Origin of the sequence: Erythrobacter sp. (assembly GCA_019739335.1) — a bacterium.
In the GTDB taxonomy this organism is placed as follows: domain Bacteria; phylum Pseudomonadota; class Alphaproteobacteria; order Sphingomonadales; family Sphingomonadaceae; genus Alteraurantiacibacter.
On sequence record CP073261.1, the window covers coordinates 595,233 to 613,681 of the forward strand.

At 64.9% G+C, this 18,449-nt stretch carries 12 protein-coding genes and 1 tRNA gene; 5 read left to right on the forward strand and 8 right to left on the reverse strand.

Annotation, left to right across the window (positions count from 1 at the left end):
- Positions 1-46: 46 nt before the first annotated feature.
- A complete protein-coding gene (gene recG / locus JY451_02995; protein QZH75594.1) occupies positions 47-2,119 on the reverse strand; it encodes an ATP-dependent DNA helicase RecG in 2,073 nt (690 codons plus the stop codon).
- Positions 2,120-2,166: 47 nt separating this feature from the next.
- Here recG and JY451_03000 point away from each other — a divergent pair, with 47 nt between their 5' ends.
- Positions 2,167-2,454 (forward strand): succinate dehydrogenase assembly factor 2, encoded by a 288-nt coding sequence (locus JY451_03000; GenBank protein QZH75595.1) that lies wholly within the window; start codon positions 2,167-2,169, stop codon positions 2,452-2,454.
- Here JY451_03000 and JY451_03005 read toward each other — a convergent pair whose 3' ends face one another.
- On the reverse strand, positions 2,455-2,763 hold the full coding sequence (locus tag JY451_03005) for a Dabb family protein (protein QZH75596.1): 309 nt from the start codon (positions 2,761-2,763) through the stop codon (positions 2,455-2,457).
- A 118-nt stretch (positions 2,764-2,881) separates the two neighbouring features.
- Here JY451_03005 and mfd point away from each other — a divergent pair, with 118 nt between their 5' ends.
- Together mfd and JY451_03015 are read left to right on the forward strand one after the other, a co-directional pair.
- Complete coding sequence (gene mfd / locus JY451_03010; GenBank protein ID QZH75597.1) at positions 2,882-6,364, forward strand: transcription-repair coupling factor; 3,483 nt, start codon at positions 2,882-2,884, stop codon at positions 6,362-6,364.
- 71 nt (positions 6,365-6,435) lie between these two features.
- Positions 6,436-8,847 (forward strand): prolyl oligopeptidase family serine peptidase, encoded by a 2,412-nt coding sequence (locus JY451_03015; GenBank protein ID QZH75598.1) that lies wholly within the window; start codon positions 6,436-6,438, stop codon positions 8,845-8,847.
- Between the two features lie 6 nt (positions 8,848-8,853).
- Here JY451_03015 and JY451_03020 read toward each other — a convergent pair whose 3' ends face one another.
- Positions 8,854-9,669 (reverse strand): EAL domain-containing protein, encoded by an 816-nt coding sequence (locus tag JY451_03020; GenBank protein QZH75599.1) that lies wholly within the window; start codon positions 9,667-9,669, stop codon positions 8,854-8,856.
- A gap of 92 nt (positions 9,670-9,761) precedes the next feature.
- On the opposite strand from JY451_03020, the gene JY451_03025 reads away from it, so the two are divergent.
- Both JY451_03025 and JY451_03030 read left to right on the forward strand, forming a co-directional pair.
- Positions 9,762-10,571, forward strand: coding sequence for an NAD kinase (locus JY451_03025; GenBank protein QZH75600.1), 810 nt, complete (start codon positions 9,762-9,764; stop codon positions 10,569-10,571).
- 101 nt (positions 10,572-10,672) lie between these two features.
- Positions 10,673-10,747, forward strand: a tRNA-Asn gene (locus tag JY451_03030).
- A 215-nt stretch (positions 10,748-10,962) separates the two neighbouring features.
- On the opposite strand, the gene JY451_03035 is transcribed toward JY451_03030, so the two are convergent.
- The 5 genes from JY451_03035 to JY451_03055 all read right to left on the reverse strand — a co-directional run bounded on the left by JY451_03035 (position 10,963) and on the right by JY451_03055 (position 18,294).
- A complete protein-coding gene (locus tag JY451_03035) occupies positions 10,963-12,513 on the reverse strand; it encodes an MFS transporter (GenBank protein QZH75601.1) in 1,551 nt (516 codons plus the stop codon).
- A gap of 222 nt (positions 12,514-12,735) precedes the next feature.
- A complete protein-coding gene (locus JY451_03040; GenBank protein QZH75602.1) occupies positions 12,736-15,042 on the reverse strand; it encodes a hypothetical protein in 2,307 nt (768 codons plus the stop codon).
- 434 nt (positions 15,043-15,476) lie between these two features.
- Positions 15,477-16,814, reverse strand: coding sequence for a hypothetical protein (locus JY451_03045; protein QZH75603.1), 1,338 nt, complete (start codon positions 16,812-16,814; stop codon positions 15,477-15,479).
- 86 nt (positions 16,815-16,900) lie between these two features.
- On the reverse strand, positions 16,901-17,629 hold the full coding sequence (locus JY451_03050) for a DUF4331 family protein (GenBank protein ID QZH75604.1): 729 nt from the start codon (positions 17,627-17,629) through the stop codon (positions 16,901-16,903).
- Positions 17,629-18,294: a DUF4331 family protein gene (locus JY451_03055; protein ID QZH75605.1), complete on the reverse strand. Its 666-nt coding sequence runs from the start codon at positions 18,292-18,294 to the stop codon at positions 17,629-17,631. Before JY451_03055 ends, JY451_03050 begins: the two co-directional genes overlap by 1 nt.
- Positions 18,295-18,449: the final 155 nt, after the last annotated feature.

The following is an 18,449-nucleotide window of genomic DNA, read 5'->3' on the forward strand; positions in this document are numbered from 1 at the left end:
TCCAATAAGTAGTTTCGGACGAGACTAGGCAATCGACAGGGGATGTCTACCCACCCCGCAAAGTCTGCACACCCCAGTCCCGCTCCAGCAGATAGAGCACCAGCCGCGCCGCTTCCCCCCTCGGCGAGCCGTCCAGGCCACCCTCGTTCTCGACGAGCAGCTTTGCATCGTCGGAGGCCATGCCGATCAGCCGCGCGACCTGTTCCAGCGAGGCTATCGAGAACCCCTCCTCGCCACTCTGCCGCGTGCCGAGCAGTTCGCCGCCGCCGCGCAGGCGTAGGTCTTCCTCGGCCAGTTCGAAGCCGTCCTGCGAGGTCTTCATCAGTTCGAGCCGCTTCTTGCCCGTTTCCGAAAGCTCCCCGCCGCGCAGCAGCAGGCAGGTGCTCTTGGCGCTCCCCCGCCCCACCCGCCCGCGCAGCTGGTGCAATTGCGCGAGGCCGAAGCGTTCGGCCTGTTCGATCACCATCAGCGTGGCATTGGGTACGTCCACCCCGACTTCGATCACCGTGGTCGCCACCAGCAGCTTGGCCCCGCCGCTGGCGAAGCGCGCCATGCCCGCGTCCTTCAGCTCGGGCGCGAGCTGGCCGTGGACCAGCACCACATCATCGCCGAACCGTGCCTTCAGCGCCGCATAGCGCGCCTCTGCCGCTGCCAGATCGTCGGTCTCGCTCTCGGTACCGCGCACCATCGGGCAGACCCAGTAGGCCTGCTGTCCGCTTTCGACATGGCGACCGACGGCAGCGGCGATCTCCTCCAGCCGGTCGAGCGGCAGCACGCGGGTGTCGATCGCCTGCCGGCCGGGGGGCATTTCGTCGAGGCGGCTGACTTCCATCTCGCCATATTGCGCCAGCACCAGCGTGCGCGGGATCGGGGTGGCGGTCATCGCCAGCGTGTGCGGGGTGACGCGGCCTTTCTGCGTGAGCAACAACCGCTGCGAAACGCCGAAGCGGTGCTGTTCGTCGATCACCACGAGGCCCAGATTGCGATAGTTCACCGTCTGCTGGAAGATCGCATGGGTGCCGATAACGATGTCGATGGAGCCGTCGAGCAGGCCCATCAGAATGCTCTCGCGCGCGCGGCCCTTGTCCCGCCCCGTCAGCAGCGCGATCTCGACGCCGGTGGGGGCGGCCAGCTTGCGCAGCGTTTCGTAGTGCTGGCGGGCCAGCAGTTCGGTCGGCGCGAGCAGCGCGGCTTGCGCGCCTGCCTCCACCGCCACCAGCATCGCCTCCAGCGCCACCACCGTCTTGCCCGCGCCGACATCGCCCTGGAGCAGCCGCAACATCGGGCTGGCCTGCGCCATGTCATGCGCGATTTCGGCAATCGAACGCGTCTGCGCGCCGGTGAGCGGGAACGGCATTTGCAGCTTGCCGCGCAGCGATCCGTCGCCTTGCAGCGGCTGGCCCCGCCGCGCGCGGTTCGATTGCCGCACCAGCATCAAGGCCAACGCATTGGCGAACAGTTCGTCGTAGGCGAGCCGGTCACGCGCCTTGGCATTCTCGCCTCGGTGCGCGAGGCTGAGCGCGTCGCGCCAGTCGAGCCAGCCTTCGCGTGCAAGCACCGAGGGCTGGATCCATTCGGACAGCGCGGGCACACGGTCGAGCGATTGCGTGACCAGCGATCCGATCCTCGGCTGGGTCAGCCCCTCGGCCAGCCGGTACACCGGCTCCACCATCCGCCCCATCGCTTCGCCGCTTTCGTCGGAGATGTGGTCCGGATGGACGATCTGGAGCATCTGGTCGTACTGGTCGAGCCGCCCCGCCACCCAGCGCAGCTCGCCCACCGGCAGCGCCTTCTTTGCCGAGAAACTCGCGCGCCCGAAATAGGTCAGCGCACAGATATTGCCCTTCGCGTCCTGCGCCAGCACCCGATAGGGGCCTCTGCCGGGGTTGCGCGGCGCGCGGTGCTCGACCGGGGTAAGCGCCACCACCACCTGCTCGCCGACCTGCGCATCATCCAGATCGCGCACCGCACGGCGCAGCACGAAGCGATCGGGCAGGTGATAGAGCACGTCCCGCACCCGCGCGAGGCCGAGCCGTTCGAGCGGCTTCTTCAGCTTGGGGCCGACTCCGTCGAGGCTTTCGATCTCGGCGAACAGCGGGTTGAGAGCTTCGGGGCGCATCGGAAGGCTCTAGCCGATTGCAGCAAGCATCGGTAGGAGGCCCGCACATGCCCTCCCCCGATCTCCCCACCCGCCTCGCGCCAAGACTGGCAAGGGCCAAGTTCCGCGCCTGGCATCGCGGCACGCGGGAAGCCGACTACATGTTCGGCTGTTTTTTCGACACCTTCCACGCCGAATGGGACGAGGAGAGCCTTGTATGGTTCGAAGCCCTGCTGGACGAAGACGATGTCGATGTCATGGCCTGGGCCCTCGGCGCGCAGCCGGTTCCGCCCGTCTATGCCGGCCCGCTGATGGCGCGGATGCAGCGGCTCGATTACGTCGATATTCCGCGCTGATCAGGTCGTCAGATCGTAGACCAGCACCCGTTCCCACAGGTGTTCGCAGGCCGCAATAAAGGCCAGATGGATCGGGTGGGTCTGGTATGTGTCCTCGTCGGCGAGACTGTCGAAAGTCATCAGTTCGGACAGGCTCCACGTGGCATCCACGACATCGCGCTGCGCCGTATCGGCGGGAGTGCCTACCTCCAGCGAACGCACCTGCGGGATCGCGCGCAATGTCTCCAGCCCCGCTGCCAGAGCCGCGCGGTCTTCCGCCGAATCGGGATTGCGCAGCCAGAACAGCGCCAGATGAGTGAGTTTCTGCATGTTTTCTCCCTACGGCCAAGGGGCGGGGGAGACAACGGCAGTCCGTATCGCTAGGGCACCGCCACAATCATCACCGGCAGCCGGAACGGCGCGCCGGGTTTTGCCGTTGCGGAAAACCATGCCCGATCTCTCGCTCATCCTCAAAGCTGCCGATCCGCTCACCCTCGCCGCCCTCCCGCGCGGGGCGCAGCCGCTGGTGCTGGCCGATCTGGCGCGGGCGGCGAAGGCGCGCGCGGTGTTCGTCGCGGCGGACGACGCGGCGATGCGGGCCACGGTCGATGCGGCGCAATTCTTCGCGCCCGAATTGCAGGTGATCGAATTTCCCGCCTGGGACTGCCTGCCTTACGATCGCGCCAGCCCGGCGATGTCGGTCAGCGCGCAGCGATTGGCGGCCTTGCACCAGTTGCAGGGCAAGCCATCGGGCAAGCAGCTGGTCGTCACCACGGTCAATGCCCTGCTCCAGCGCGTCCTCACCCCGTTCCGTATCCGCGAGGCGGTGCGCGATTTCCGGGTCGGGACCGAGATCGGCCACCAGAGCCTCGTCGCGCTGCTGCGGCGGCAGGGCTACAGCCGCGTCGATACGGTGGTGGACACGGGCGAATTCGCCATGCGCGGCTCGATCGTCGATATTTTCCCCAGCGGGCTCGATGCGGGGCTGCGGCTCGATTTCTTCGGGGATGAACTCGAATCCCTCCGCCTGTTCGATCCCGCCACCCAGCGCACCACGCAGGTTATCGACGAGCACTTGCTGCTCCCCGCCAGCGAGGCCCTGCTCGACGAGGACAGCATCAAGCGATTCCGCAGCGGCTATCGCGAGAAGTTCGGCGCTCACGCCACGCAGGATCCGCTCTACGAAGCGGTGAGCGATGGCCGGCGGCTGGCGGGGATGGAACACTGGCTGCCGCTGTTTGAGGAACGGCTGGCCACGCTGTTCGACCATCTTGGCAAGGACGACACGGTTGTCATTGATTCAGGAGCGCTTTCGGCGGCCGAGGAGCGGCTCGGCGATATTGCCGATTACCGCCGCCAACGCAGCGAAACCGCCGGGCAGCGCAAGGGCAGCTATCGTCCGCTCGATCCCGCTGAACTCTACCTGACGGATGACGAATTCCGGCAGGCGCTGGCCGCATGGCCGATCCACCGCGCCTCGATCTTCGCCGAACCGGCAAGCCCCAAGGTGGTCGATTTCGGCTTCCGCTCCGCCCGCGATTTCACGCCCGAACGCTCGCAGGGCGCCAACGTCTATGACGCGGCAGCAAAGCACCTCGCCAGTCTGGGCAAATCAGGCAAGCGCCCGCTGCTCGCGGCTTATACCAAAGGTTCGCTCAGCCGCATCGCCTCGATCATTGGCGAGGCAGGCACACCGGTGCAGGTGGTGGAGAGCTGGCAGGAAGCGCTGGGGGCTTCCGCCAAGGGCAAGACCACCGCGATGGTCCTGCCGCTCGACACCGGCTTCGCCAATGACGAGCTGGAACTGATTACCGAGCAGGACCTGCTGGGCGACCGCCTGGTGCGCCGCAAGAAGCGCAAGAAGGATGCCGATGCCTTCCTCGCCGAATTGCAGGCGCTGGCGCGGGGCGACCTGGTGGTTCATCTCGATCACGGGATCGGCAAATATATCGGACTCGAGCCGATCACTGTCGGCAAGAGCCAGCACGATTGCGTGCGGCTGGAATATGCCGGCGGGGACAAGCTGTATATCCCGGTCGAGAACATCGAAGTGCTCAGCCGCTACGGCTCGTCGGAAGAAAGCGTCCCGCTCGACAAGCTCGGTGGCGAGGCATGGCAGCGCCGCCGCGCCAGGTTGAAGGAGCGCATCACCGCCATCGCGGGCGAGCTGATGAAAGTCGCCGCCGCCCGCGCGCTGCGCCACGCCCCGGTGCTGGCGGCGGACGAAAGCAGCTACGGCCAGTTCCTCGACCGCTTCCAGTACGAAGAGACCGAGGACCAGGAAATGGCCATCGCCGATGTGCTGCGCGATCTGGAAAGCGGGCGGCCGATGGACCGGCTGGTCTGCGGCGATGTCGGCTTCGGCAAGACCGAGGTGGCGCTGCGCGCGGCCTTCGTCGCGGCGATGGCCGGGCAGCAGGTAGCGATGGTCGCCCCGACCACATTGCTGGCGCGGCAGCATTTCCAGAACTTCACCGATCGCTTCGCCGGTTTCCCGCTGAATGTCGGTCGCCTCAGCCGCCTCGTCCCCGCCGCCGAGATGAAGGACACCCGCGAACGGTTGGCGAGCGGCGACATGGATATCGTCATCGGCACCCACGCCATCCTCAGCAAGACCACCCAGTTCAAGAACCTCGGGCTGGTGATCGTGGACGAGGAGCAGCGCTTCGGCGTCACCCACAAGGAAAAGCTCAAGCAATTGCGCGCCGACGTGCACGTGCTCACGCTCACCGCCACGCCGATCCCGCGCACGCTGCAAATGGCGATGTCCGGCCTGCGCGAACTCAGCACCATCAAGACTCCGCCGGTCGACCGGCTGGCGGTGCGCACCTATGTGATGGAGTGGGACGACATGGTGGTGCGCGAGGCGCTGCTGCGCGAACACCACCGCGGCGGACAGAGCTTCATCGTCGTGCCGCGCATTTCGGACATGGAGCAGGTCGAGCGTTGGCTGCACGACACGGTGCCCGAAGTGAAGGCCGTCTCCGCGCACGGGCAGATGAGCGCGGGCGAGATCGAGGAGCGGATGAGCGCCTTTTACGAAGGCAAGTACGAAGTGCTGCTCTCCACCACCATCATCGAAAGCGGGCTCGACCTGCCCACCGCCAATACGATGATCATCCACCGCGCCGACCGTTTCGGCCTTGCCCAGCTTTACCAGTTGCGCGGGCGCGTGGGCCGCGCGAAAACCCGCGCCTACGCTTATCTCACCACCCCGCCCGACACGCAGCTTTCCGAAGTGGCGGAGAAACGGCTCAAGGTATTGGGCGATCTCGACAGCCTTGGTGCGGGCTTCCAGCTTGCGAGCCACGATCTCGACATTCGCGGCGCGGGCAACCTGCTGGGGGACGAGCAGAGCGGGCATATCCGCGAAGTCGGCTTCGAACTTTACCAGTCGATGCTGGAGGACGCGATCCTCGCCGCCAAGGCGGGCGATGCCGGACTGCCGAGCGAGCGCAACACCCTTTCCCCGCAGATCACCGTCGATGCGCCGATTATGATCCCCGAGGAATATGTCCCCGATCTCGCGGTGCGAATGGCGCTCTATCGCCGCCTCAACGACGCGCAGGACCCGGCGGAAGTGGAAGGCATGGCCGCCGAAATGATCGACCGCTTCGGAGAATTGCCGCAGCCGACCAAGAACCTGATCCGCCTTATCGCGATCAAGCAGCAGGCCATAGGCGCGAACATTGCCAAGATAGATGTCGGCGCGCGGGGCACGCTGGTGACTTTCCACCAGGACGACTTCCCCGATCCCGCCGGGCTGCTCGCCTATGTCGAACGGCTTGGGGAGACGGCCAAACTGCGCCCGGATATGAAGCTCGTCATCAACCGCGCTTGGGGCGATCCGGAAAGCCGGTTGAACGGGCTGTTCCAGTTGACCAAGGGCTTGGGCGCAATTGTGAAGCGGGCGGCGAAGAAGGCGGCATAGCGACCGAATGCCGGGTTGCCATTGTTGGCGCAGCACGGTTTAGTGCGCGGCAACAGGAGGATATTCCCGTCATGCGTTACCTGCTTTCCACCGCCCTCGGCCTTGCCCTCGCCGCGCCGCTTGCTGCTCCCGCTGCCGCGCAGGAGGAGGGCTATCGCCTGCCGCCCGCAGATGTGGCGGACATTGTGCTGCGCGCGCCGTCGCCCACCGTCTCGGTCTCTCCCGATGGCGAAACGCTGCTGCTGCTCGAACGCGAGAGCCTGCCGCCGGTCGCAGAACTGGCGCGGCCGATGGAAAAGCTCGCCGGGCTGCGGCTCGACGTGGCGATCAACGACAGCCACGGCCCGCGCACATTCGTGGGGATGAGCCTGCGCGATCTGGCGGGCAATGCCGAACGCCGCGTGGCCCTTCCGCCCGAAGCAGATATTTCCGATGTCAGCTGGTCTCCCGATGGTACCCGCGTGGCTTTCACCAATACCCATGCCGACGGAATGGCGCTGATGGTGCTCGATACCGCCAGCGGCACCACGACCACCGTGATGGAGCGCGGGATCAATCCGATCTTCCAGGGGCCGCGCTGGCTGCCCGATGGTCGGTTGCTGGCGTTGGTGATTCCCGAGAACCGTGGGCCGATGCCCGAGGAATCGCTGACCCCGGCAGGCCCGGCAATCCAGAACGCTGCGGGCGGCGAGGAAGCGCAGACGCGCACCTATCAGGACCTGCTCGAAAACCCGCATGACGAGGCGCTGTTCGCCTGGCTCGGCACCAGCCAGCCGGTCGCTATTGCGCTCGACAGCGGGGAACGCGAAGTCCTGGGCGAACCACGCCTCTACACTTACGCCGCAGCTTCTCCCGATGGCGAATACATGTTGATGGAATGGCTCGAACGCCCGTTCAGCTATCAGGTGCCCTACAGCGATTTCCCGCTCACCTCGGTCGTCACCGATGCCACCGGAGCCCATGTCGCTACCATCGCGCAGCAGCCGCTGGCGGACAACCTGCCGGTGCAGGGCGTGCCGACGGGCCGCCGCAGCATCATCTGGCACCCGACCGAACCCGCGCTGGTGATGTGGGCCGAAGCGCAGGACGGCGGCGATCCGCGTATCGAGGCCGATGTTCGCGACGCGATGTTCGCCCTGCCCGCGCCGTTCGACGGCACGCCGCGCGAAGTGGCACGGTTCGAAGATCGTTTCTCCGGCTTCATGGGGATCGAGGATACCGACGACGTGATCGCCTACGATTACGACCGTGACAGCCGCGAAATCCGCCTGTCGCTGGTGGATGTGACCGGAAGCGATGCAACGCGGGTGCTCAGCCTGCGCAATGCACAGGACGCCTATGCCGATCCCGGCTCGCCGGTTTCGGTGACCACCCCGGCGGGCTTCAACGTCGCGCGCCACAGCGACGGTGCTCTGCTGCTCTCCGGTGCGGGCGCCACACCGGAAGGTCTGCGCCCGTTCCTGCGCCGCTTCGATCTGGCCACGCTGGAGGTGCAGGAGATCTGGCGCAATTCAGGCGAAGAGCTGGAGCGGGTGGTGGACGTGCTGGATGACAGCGGCTCGGCCTTCATCACGTCCTACGAAAGCCCCACCGATCCGGGGAATTTCCGCCTGCGCCGGGACGACAGCGTGACCGCGCTGACGCAATTCCCCGATCCGCATCCGGAACTGACCGGCATCAGCCGCGAATTGGTCACCTATACCCGTGCCGACGGTACCGAACTGACCGCCACGCTCTACCTGCCGCCCGATTACCAGCCTGGGCAGCAGCTTCCGCTGGTCGTCTGGGCCTACCCGCAGGAATTCAACAACGCCGCCACCGCTTCGCAGAACCGAGATTCCCCTTATCGCTTCACCCGCATCGGCAGCTATTCGCACCTGTTCTTCCTGACCCAGGGCTATGCCGTGCTGGACAATGCGGCGATGCCGGTGATCGGTGCTGACCCCGAGACGGTGAACGACAGCTTTATCGAGCAGGTCGTTTCCAGCGCCCAGGCGGCGGTCGATTTCTCGGTCGAACGCGGCTTTGGCGATGGCTACCGCGTCGGCGTGGGCGGGCACAGCTACGGCGCCTTCATGACCGCGCACCTGCTGGCACAGAGCGATATCTTCCGCGCCGGAATTGCCCGGTCCGGGGCCTACAACCGCACGCTGACCCCGTTCGGCTTCCAGTCCGAGCGGCGGGTGTTCTGGGAAACGCCGGAAACCTATTACGAATTGTCGCCCTTCATGGCCGCCAACCGGATCAACGAGCCGATGCTGCTGATACACGGCACCAACGACAACAATTCGGGCACCTTCCCCGAACAGTCTGAGCGGATGTTCGCTGCGATCCGGGGCACCGGCGGCACCGCGCGGCTGGTGATGCTGCCGTACGAAAGCCACGGCTATCGAGGACGCGAGTCGGTGCTGCACACGCTGGCAGAAATGATAGACTGGTTCGATGTGCACGTGAAGGCGGCCACTCCGCCTGCCGCCGAATAGCAAAGGTCAAACGGCGGTCTCGGTTTCCCTGAGGAACTGCGCCGCCGCCACAGGCCTGCCACCAAGGTAGCCCTGCCATACGTGGCAGCCTTCGCGGACTATCGCGGCGCGCTGCGCCTCGGTCTCGATCCCCTCGGCGATCACCTGCAAATCGAGCGCCTTGGCCATCGCGATGATCCCGCGCAGCACCGCCAGATCGCGCCCTTCCTCAGCCACGCCTTCGATCATCGAACGGTCGAGCTTCAGCGCGTGCAGCGGCAGAACCTTGAGATAGCGGAAGTTGCAGAAACCCGCGCCGAAATCGTCGAGCGCGATGCGGATGCCCGCCTGCGCCAGCATTTCCAGCCGTTCGGCAGAACGGTCGAGGTCCGCCACCAGCGCCTGTTCGGTAATCTCGAGCGTCAGCCGCTCCGCCGGAAAGCCGGTCTCCTCCAGCATGGCCAGCAGCCCTTCGCCAAAGCTGCGGTCGAACAGGTCCATCGCCGTGACGTTGAGCGACAGCCGCATCTGCGCAGGCCAGCCCAGCGCCGCGCGCATCGCCGCGCGTGCAATGTGGCGCGAAAGCCGCCGTGCGATTCCGCCGCTCTGCGCAATTGCCACCAGCGCATCGCCTGCCAGCGAGCCGTGGTCGGGATGCTCCCAGCGCACCAGCGCTTCGGCCCCCGCCAGCGCTGCGTCCGCGCTGCGCCACTGCGACTGGAACAGCAGGTCTACCCCATCCGCCGTCAGCGCCTCTGCCAGATCCTCGATGATCGGATGCGGTTCACTGGCGCGGCGATCGTTGCGGGCGCGGCGATCGATGGTCTGGGCTGGGATCGACATGGTGCTGCGGCCATGCCGGATCGGTGCGGGAATGGAACCCCCGCGGAATGGCGCGTTGCAAATCGGGACGCGTCTCCATAGGGTTGCCGCCCATGGGAGAGGCGATATCAAATGGCGGCGAAAGCGGGGGCGAAAAGCGCCTCGCCCTGCTCCATTCGGCGACCGAAAAGGCGGAAGCCGCCGCGCTGGCGATGCGTGATCACACCCAGTTCGTAGCGCTGGAAGAAGCCGATATCGTCGTGGTGGTCGGCGGTGATGGCTTCATGCTCGATACGCTGCACGGAATGCTTGATAGCGGCCGGATGCTGCCGGTGTTCGGCCTGAACCTTGGCACCGTCGGCTTCCTGATGAACCGCTATCCGCGCGCCGGAAGCCTCGCCCAGCGGGTGGCAAAGGCCAAGCCGCACACCGTCGCCCCGCTGCGAATGGAAGCGGTGACGCAGACCGGCGCGCGCGTCACGTCCTGCGCGATCAACGAAGTCAGCCTGCTGCGTGAAACCCGGCAGACCGCCAAGATCGAGATTTCAGTCAACAACCGCGTGCGGATATCCGAACTGGCAGGCGATGGCGTATTGCTGAGCACGCCGGTGGGCTCCACCGCCTACAACCTTTCCGCCAACGGACCGATCCTGCCGCTCGATTCGCGGCTGCTGGCGCTCACCCCGATCAGCCCGTTCCGCCCGCGGCGCTGGCCGGGCGCGATCCTGCCCGAAAGCAGCCGCGTCTCCTTCCGCGTGCACGAACCCGCCAAGCGTCCGGTGGCCGTGGTGGCGGACCAGAAGGAAGTGCGCGACGTGGCCGAAGTCCACGTGGAAATCGCCCGTGACATGGAAATGACCCTGCTGTTCGATCCCGGCCACGCGCTGGACGAACGGATCGTGGCGGAACAGTTCATTACTTGAAATAGCAGCAAGACGGATTGGTTGAATCGAGGGCTTGTCAAAGCCCGACACCGCCAATATAGGCGCACTCCTGCCCCCCTCCATACCGCTTGGGGGGCTGCTCCCCGATAGCTCAGCGGTAGAGTAGGTGACTGTTAATCACTTGGCCGTAGGTTCGAATCCTACTCGGGGAGCCATTTTCCTGAAAATTATTACTAATTATCAGGTCTTTGCGCCAAGACCGGCCCCAACCTCCCCACACTCTTCCCCACATCACTCAGTTTTTACGGGGTTATGCCGTTCGATGTTCGCAAATCATCTGTCCTTATCCGAATGACGGCTTCTGGGGAAAATCAGCGCGAATGCGAATGGCGACAATGAGGGTGGAAAGCGGTCACGATGCAGAAATCGCTTACTCGGCTTCAAGTTCGCGCAAGCTGCGGCCCTGTGTCTCGCGCCCGGCCCATGCGATCATGCCTGCCGATGCTGCTGTAGGCAGCAGCAGAGCCAATGCCGCCCCTACCAGCGTTGGCGCAAATCCCGCCAAGGCGGCGACTTGCACCGCCACCCCGCCGAACTTGCTGCTCCCCGCCACCAATCCTGTTGCCCTTCCGCGCGTGCCGAGCGGGTAGTTCTCTGCCGTATAGGGCAGCAACACAGCAATAGTTCCATTCGTGCCCACGATCAGGATAGCGATGACCGACACCAGCATCGGCTCCCAGCTCAACAGTTCGGCGGGCAGCAAAGCACCGAGCAAGCCAATGAGCGTCAGGCTGACCGTGCCGACGAGTGTCCACTTGCTGCTGTGCCAAGCGTAGAAGAAAGCCGCGAGCAGGATGGTCGGGAAAGCCAAGAGCGAGGACTTGGCGAGAATGCCGCTTGCGATCTCTGCGCTGTAACCGCGCGTTTGCAAGTCTGACGGTAGCCATAACAGCAGGCCGAAATTGACGAAGCTCCAACAAAGTGCAGTGATGGTGAGCGCCACGGTGATCTGGCGATGTCCTGCGGGGGACGGGGCATCGGTGGGCGGCTGGACGGGCCGGGGCTTGGGCTGGAGACCGAACTTGCGTTGCATTTCCGCTAGTTCCACCGTCCTGCCTCGCTCTGCCAGAAAGCGCGGCGTTTCCGGGATGAACCGCGCAAGCGCGAGTAGCAACAAGCCGCTGGGAAAGCCCTGCAACCACAGCGCCCGCCACCCGAAGATCGGTTCCAGCACATAGGCCGCACCGCTGGCTGCCAGATAGCCGCCGACCAGTCCCGTCCCGCCTACCAATACCAGCACCCAGCTGCGGTGCCGCGGTGGCATCACTTCAGCCAGCAGGGTATAAATCACCGGCAACATACCGCCTGCCGAAATACCCATCAGGAAGCACATCAGCAGGTTCCACGCGAATTCCGGCATCGCGCCGCAAATCGATGTGGAAACGAACAGGATCGTGGAAAGAAGGATAGATACCCGGCGACCGTAGATATCCGCGAGCCAGCCCCATAGAAACGAACCGATTGTCGTCCCGGTCAGGGCGACCAGCGGCAGCAGCGCCACCTGTGAGCGGTCGATGCCGTATTCCGTCGCCATTCCTGGCAGCACGAACCCAAGCGTTGCGGGCTTCATCACGTCGATGATGAGGCCAAGAGTCAGCACCAGCAGGGTCGCAGCGTGCCAGCGGTTGAGCGGCGTAGAATCGGGGGCTTCGAAACTTGTCCCGGCGTGATCGCCATGAGGGGCGCGCTTCTTCGGTAGAGCACCGAAGCAGGCCAGCGCGGCACCGACGGCAATCAGCGCCATACCCGCGTGCATACCCATATCCATCGGCATCCCGGCGAGATGGTTGCCCATCTCGTGCGCCATTGCCAGCATCGGCAAATGCAGCAGCACCCCAATGCTGATCGCAGCGCAGCCCGCCCAGAAGTAGAGCGCACGCTCACCGACAATGGATGCTCTCGGCTCCGCCCTCTTTCTCATCAGCGGCGATTAAGGAAAACCCTGTTCAAGAGCAAGTGGGCGCACTTGCTTGAGAATGTCAGAAACGGGGTCGTTTGCAGAAAGGCAGCTTTTGGTCTCGATCTTACGATAGCTGCCATGTCCGGTTTCGGGTAATGCTGAGTGGTGGCGCTATGTCTGGAATGAGGGTGGGAAACGGACATGTAGCCTTCGCCCCGAAGTCCGTTTCCCAACAGTGCAATCTTAGAATCCGAAATCAACCCCAACCCGGGCCCCCCAGTCGTCGCCGCCGGTATTGCCGCTGACACCCGCCGAGACGTAGACCATCTCCCCCACGCGGCCCGCCAGCGATCCGGCAAAGCCCTGCTCACCGCCGTAGTTCGCCGCGTGGAGAGAAACCGAGATGTTGCTGCCGGGCACGATATTCGCCGCCCCCATCGCCATTGCCGCCGCAATCCCGCCGCTCAATTGCTCATTCATCTCGTCCAGCCGGAAATTGGTGGCAACAAGCCCGCTTTCCAGTCCGCCGACACGGCCCGACAGCGCCGAGAACTGCGCATCTGTCACCGCGGCGAGGTAATCGACGCTGACCCGGACATTGGCGACGCTAGCTGCGCTGGCCACGTTCGAGACACCCAGCGTTCCGGCGCTGTCGATGGTGACGACCTGTTCCTCGCCCACCTGCACAGCGTCCGAAGCCATGATGTCGCCGATGGCAACGCTCGACCCGGCCCCGCCGATCATCACCTGGTTGGCGGCGGTGGTATTGGCGAGGTAGCCCACTGCGGTCGATTGGACCTGGTCCGCCACCGCGCTGTCGCCTACCGCGGTGCCGCGGGTGGCGGAGGCACTGGCGCCTGCACCCACCGCCGTGCCGCGGGTGCCGGAAACGGTGGAAGAAAAGCCCACCGCCGTGCCGCTGATGCCGGTGACATCGGTCGAACGGCCAACGGCCGTCGCATTCTGGGCATCGGCCCGCGCCAGCGCGCCAAAGGCCGAGCCGGACAGGCCGGTGGCCCCGGCAGAGGCGCCGACGGCAGTGGCATTGTTGTTGGTCACTTCCACCGCATTGCCCAGCGCCACGCTGCGCAGTCCCGAAACGAGCGTATCGCGCCCGATCGCGGTGGCGTCCTCTGCCAGTGCCTCGGCATCGACGCCAAGGGCGATGGATTGCGCCCCGGTGGCCTGTGCGCCCAGCGCCAGATCATCCGCCCCGTCACCGCCGATTGCAATGGCGCCTGCCTGGTTGGCGGTGGCAAAACCGCCAATGGCCACCGTGTAATCCCCCTGTGCGCTGGAATTGGCGGTGAGCGCGGCGGCGGCGGTTCCCGATGACTGCGCATTGAAGCCCAGCGAGACGGAGGCCGTGCCGCTGGCCAGACTATCCGCCCCGATGGCAGTGGAGGCAAGGCCGGTCGCCCGCGCGCCGATGCCGTCGGTCAGAATGCCTTCGCCGCCGATGGCGATCGCCCCGGTGGGGTTGGCCGTGCTTGCCAGACCGATTGCGATACCGCGCGTGCCGGCAGATGTCTGCGCGCCAATGGCTATCGCGTCTGCCGAACTGGAGGCGGCATTGCTGCCGATCACGATGGAGCGGACGCCACCTGCCGCGCTGCCCGCCCCGGCAGCAAAGGCATCGGTGGCGGAAGCCACGGCATCTGCGCCGATGGCGATGGCAGAAGTGCCGGTCGCTTGCGCGCCCAAAGCATCGCCATCCCCGCCATCCCCGCCGATAGCGATGGCTCCTGCCATACTTGCGTCGGAAAACGCGCCAAGCGCAGTTGAATTCTCCCCGGATGCAAATGCTTCTAAACCCAGTGCCGTGGCCCAGATCTGATTGGCGACAGCAAAGGCTCCAATGCTGGTCGACCCAGAAGCCGTAGAGCTGGCGCTACGACCGATGGCCGTCGACGATGACCCCGTTGCATTGGCCACGTTTCCCAATGCAATTGCGCTTCCCCCGGTTGCGTTTGAGGCGGCCCCGATACTGACGGAATTCGATCCCGTCGCATCGGCGCGCGATCCAACGGCGACTGAGGCTACGGCCGCTGTAGACTCAACCCCGATGCTGGTGCCATCGAAGCCGGTCGTCTGGGCCAGGTATCCTACTGCGGTGCCGAAATCCACCGCGCTCGAACTGCCCCCGATGCTGGTGGCTTGAGACCCGACAGCTTGTGCGAAATAGCCAAAGGCACTGGCATTCAACACGGTTGCGTCTGAAAATGACCCGATGCTGGTGGTGTTGTCAGCAGTCGCCTGCGCACCGGAGCCGAGGGCGACAGATGAGGAACCGGTCGCGTCTGAGTTCGCGCCGATGCTGGTGGAGTTGGGGCCGGTGGCCCCGGCATTAGAGCCGCAAGCAAGGCGGGTATTCAAACCGCCCGAATCCGCACCAAGATCGGTATCGACATTGCTGTCGGCATTGCCGTCATTGTTGGTATCGAGCAGGCAATCGTCGGCCATGGCTTCTTGTGGTGCGAGCAACAGCGTGACTGCCGCGGTTCCGGCGAGCAGGGTTGCGGCGAACAGGGTGCGATTGGTAGTAAGCATCGGTAGTCCTCCAGTGGAATAAATCCCCGCCGGAAAGACGCACGCTACGCCTGCCCGCTAAGGGACATGGAAATACGGTGCGACCCGAATGCTATAGTGTTGGTATCAAATGCTAGGGACGGGAGAAACCCGGCCATCCAGTGTGGCTAGTTCACTGCGTCAAGCCCCGTCAATCGCTTATGATGAGGTGGTACAAAGCTGCTCGGGTAGTCAGGATATCCCCTGGCTGACAATAACATCTTTGGGGTCGCTACCAGAAAGTCTGGTTTTGATAGCCACCGCAGGGAACTGCCAGTCCGGTATCGGGAGGGCGCTGGATCACCGGGAATGTCGCAAATGAGGGTGGATAGCTGAAGGGCAACCTCGGATCGATAAATTGACTTTCCAGTTGAAGCTCACGGCCATGCAAGAACAATCCCCAGCCGCGCATTTGCTTACCCATGCGAAAACCACACGAATTCGGACACCGGATCGAAGACATGCGGATTGATCGCCTCGGCATCGCTGCGCACTGCACGCGCTTCGTCTCTGCGGCCAAGTGCTTCGAGCGCGTTGACCTCGGCGCGTAAGTGGGGAGCGCTCAGCCAGCCATCGCGCCTGGCCCGACGCATTTGCGCCAAGGCTCCTGCGGGATCGCCCGTTGCCAGCAAAGCCTCGGCCAGCAGCAGTCGCGCTTCGCCATAGGGCCGTTCGGCCAAATTGCGCCGCGCCAATTCGAGCGCCCGGTCTGCGGAGCCAAACTTGAAATGATGTTCGATTGCATGGCCGTATGCCGCTTCGGGCATTGCCTCCAGCCGCTCGTCCCAGATCGCTGTGGCGCGCGCCGACCAGCGCCTGCTTTCGGCGTCGCGACCCTCGCTTTGCAGCAGCAGCGCATAGAGTTCGGTGACTTCAACGGGTTGTTCGCCCTGCGCCAACATGGCTTCGAGCCGCACCAGCGCTTCGCTCTCGCGCCCCGTGAGATAGTCCACCTGCGCCACATGGGATTCGTACAGCCAGAAGCCGGGAAACAGCCGGTCCGCCTCGATAAAATGCGCGCGTGCAGCGGAATAATCGCCCTGCGCCTGATCCAGCGCGCCGAGCTGAACCGCAATATCGGCCACGGTGCGCGGCGTCGGGCTGGCGTCGGCTGCCAGTGCTTCGCGAAACAACCCCTCGGCCCGTTCGAATTCCCCGCGTGCCTTGGCCAGCAAGGCCTGGCGATAGACGGTTCCGGGGCTCGGATTGAGAATGCGCGCCTCGGCGTAAAGGCGTGTCGCGGCTTGCAGGTCACCTTGGTAGAATGCCAAGTCTCCGCGCAGGCCGAGGACCTCTGCCTGTTCGTCAGCGGCGGCAGGAACGACTTTCAAGGCGAAGCGGTCAAGTGCTTCCTTCACGGCGTCCAGCCGGTGTGCACCCATGGCCGTATAGGCGGCCACCAGCATATGCCCGCTTTGCTCGGGTGCCAAGTCGTTCGCCAATGCTGCAACGCGCTGCGCTTCCTCCAGCATCGCATAGCCGCCGGTGAGCGAAGATTGCGCCATAAGCGCCCGCGCTAGCGAGGCCTGCACCAGCCAATCGTCCGGGCGGCGCGCCGCGCGCTCGCGTGCCAGCGAAAGCTGCGCTGCTACATCGCGCTGCGCCTCGGCGAAGTTTGCCGGGCCGAAGCCCGGTTTGGGCAATGATGCCGCCGCGACGGGCGCGCCGCCGTTCTCGCTGCCGAAGAATTCGATTCCGCCCAGCAGCAACACCGCGCCGAGCGGCAGCATCAGAAGTCTCAGGGTCGTGCGCATGGGCAATCTCCGCGTCGCAGATCGTGAAGGAAAGATATCGGCGGGCTACCCGAAGGCGGGCCCGCCGATACCCCGGGGAGAGCCTGTCAGGCGGGAACGGCGCAGGGGGTCAGCCCCGCCCTTACAAGATCGTCCGCAAGTGCATTGGTCAGCCCGGTCAGTTGCGCTGCCAGTTCCGGCACGAAGGTACCAGCGGCATCGTCCGATGGGTTGGCGTCGTTGTAGGCCACCTTCATATTGGTGCCGATCAGCGCGGTCGCCACGGCGGGCATACCCATTCGGTCCACCCGCACGTACTGGTTGCGGGTGTTGGTGCGGAAGGTGAAGCTCGATCCGTTGCTGGAAGCCAGCGGCGGCGAACCATGCGGCGCGGCCAGGAAGGGAAAGCCACTGCCGAAGCTCTTGTCGTTTGCCGCAGGATTGAGTGGCAATCCGGCAAGGATCCCCGGACTTTGGGTATCGAGATCGAGGAAGATCACCGCCAGCGTCACGTCGATCACCGGATCGGGCAGTCTGCGCCCGTTGGGAAACCCTGAGGCCGCCGCCAGATTGAGCTTGAGGGTATCAGGCACAACTGCGCCCGCCACGGTCAGGCCGGTGCCGGGAATGTCCTGCTGCAGGCACGGCGTGACGTTGAACCCGGCACTGCTCGGAGTTGGCGTTGGCGTGGGGGTAGGGGTCATGGTCGGCGTGGGAGTTGGGATACTGCCCATGTCGTCATTGTCGTCGCCGCCGCAGGCGCCCAAGCCTAAGACAAGCGCTAGGGGAGCGATCATGGCGGCGCTGCGCCGCAAGTGAGTGCGAACAGGGGTCATCACAACTGCCCTCCGAAACGGGCGCTGGTGGCCCATGCGTTGATGGGATTGGTGCCGTTCTCGATGCGATCACGCGGGATGCTGATCACCACGGCGGTCAGGTTCTGCCCGGCAAAGAAATCGCGGGTAGAACTGAAGCTCAGCGCCCCCGTATCGCGGGTCTGACGGAAACCTTGGAGGTCGAAGAAGAACGGATCGTCGAACAGCCCGGCACGTACCATCACGCCTTCCTGCGTGATATTGCTTTCAACCGAGCCTTCGATCGGTCCACCGGTGCCCGGCACATCGTTCACCTGGACGCCGAACTGGTTGGCCCCGGCTCCGCGCCCAAAGCGGATATCGATCCGCTGTTCGGCAGAGGTGGCGGCCCCGGCGTTGGAGATGTTGATCGAATAGAGCACGTCGGGGTCGTAAGTGGCTGGCTGATCGGTCGCTTGAGGTCCGCTAAACGTCAGCACGAAATTGATTTTGTCGTCAGTGTGCCAGGCGTAGAAATCGGCGATATCCGCCGCCCGGTCGGGGGTCTGGTCGACCGATGGGTCGGTGCGTTGCGGCGGATCGAGGTGGTCGGCGGCGATCAGGCCGATGCCCGGTGCCCACAGCGCTGCGGCAGCGGCAAGCATGATGCCCCCGCTTCCCGCAACCAGCTTGACGGAGGTACTCATGCGTTTTCTCCCAGATTGCGACGGAGCGACCGCCACGTACGGACGGCCTGGAGCGGCCATCAGGGAGAGCTACGTCCGCGAGTAGCGAGTGGATGCAGGTAGCGAAGAATTCTTTGGCTAAGGGGGCAGGCAGAAGTAGGTAGGCTCGGACGGGT

Coding starts and splice junctions, on each gene's coding strand:
- recG (QZH75594.1), bottom strand. CDS start 2,119: ATGCGCCCCGAAGCTCTCAACCCGCTGTTCGCCGAGATCGAAAGCCTC.
- JY451_03000 (QZH75595.1), top strand. CDS start 2,167: ATGCCCTCCCCCGATCTCCCCACCCGCCTCGCGCCAAGACTGGCAAGG.
- JY451_03005 (QZH75596.1), bottom strand. CDS start 2,763: ATGCAGAAACTCACTCATCTGGCGCTGTTCTGGCTGCGCAATCCCGAT.
- mfd (QZH75597.1), top strand. CDS start 2,882: ATGCCCGATCTCTCGCTCATCCTCAAAGCTGCCGATCCGCTCACCCTC.
- JY451_03015 (QZH75598.1), top strand. CDS start 6,436: ATGCGTTACCTGCTTTCCACCGCCCTCGGCCTTGCCCTCGCCGCGCCG.
- JY451_03020 (QZH75599.1), bottom strand. CDS start 9,669: ATGTCGATCCCAGCCCAGACCATCGATCGCCGCGCCCGCAACGATCGC.
- JY451_03025 (QZH75600.1), top strand. CDS start 9,762: ATGGGAGAGGCGATATCAAATGGCGGCGAAAGCGGGGGCGAAAAGCGC.
- JY451_03035 (QZH75601.1), bottom strand. CDS start 12,513: ATGAGAAAGAGGGCGGAGCCGAGAGCATCCATTGTCGGTGAGCGTGCG.
- JY451_03040 (QZH75602.1), bottom strand. CDS start 15,042: ATGCTTACTACCAATCGCACCCTGTTCGCCGCAACCCTGCTCGCCGGA.
- JY451_03045 (QZH75603.1), bottom strand. CDS start 16,814: ATGCGCACGACCCTGAGACTTCTGATGCTGCCGCTCGGCGCGGTGTTG.
- JY451_03050 (QZH75604.1), bottom strand. CDS start 17,629: ATGACCCCTGTTCGCACTCACTTGCGGCGCAGCGCCGCCATGATCGCT.
- JY451_03055 (QZH75605.1), bottom strand. CDS start 18,294: ATGAGTACCTCCGTCAAGCTGGTTGCGGGAAGCGGGGGCATCATGCTT.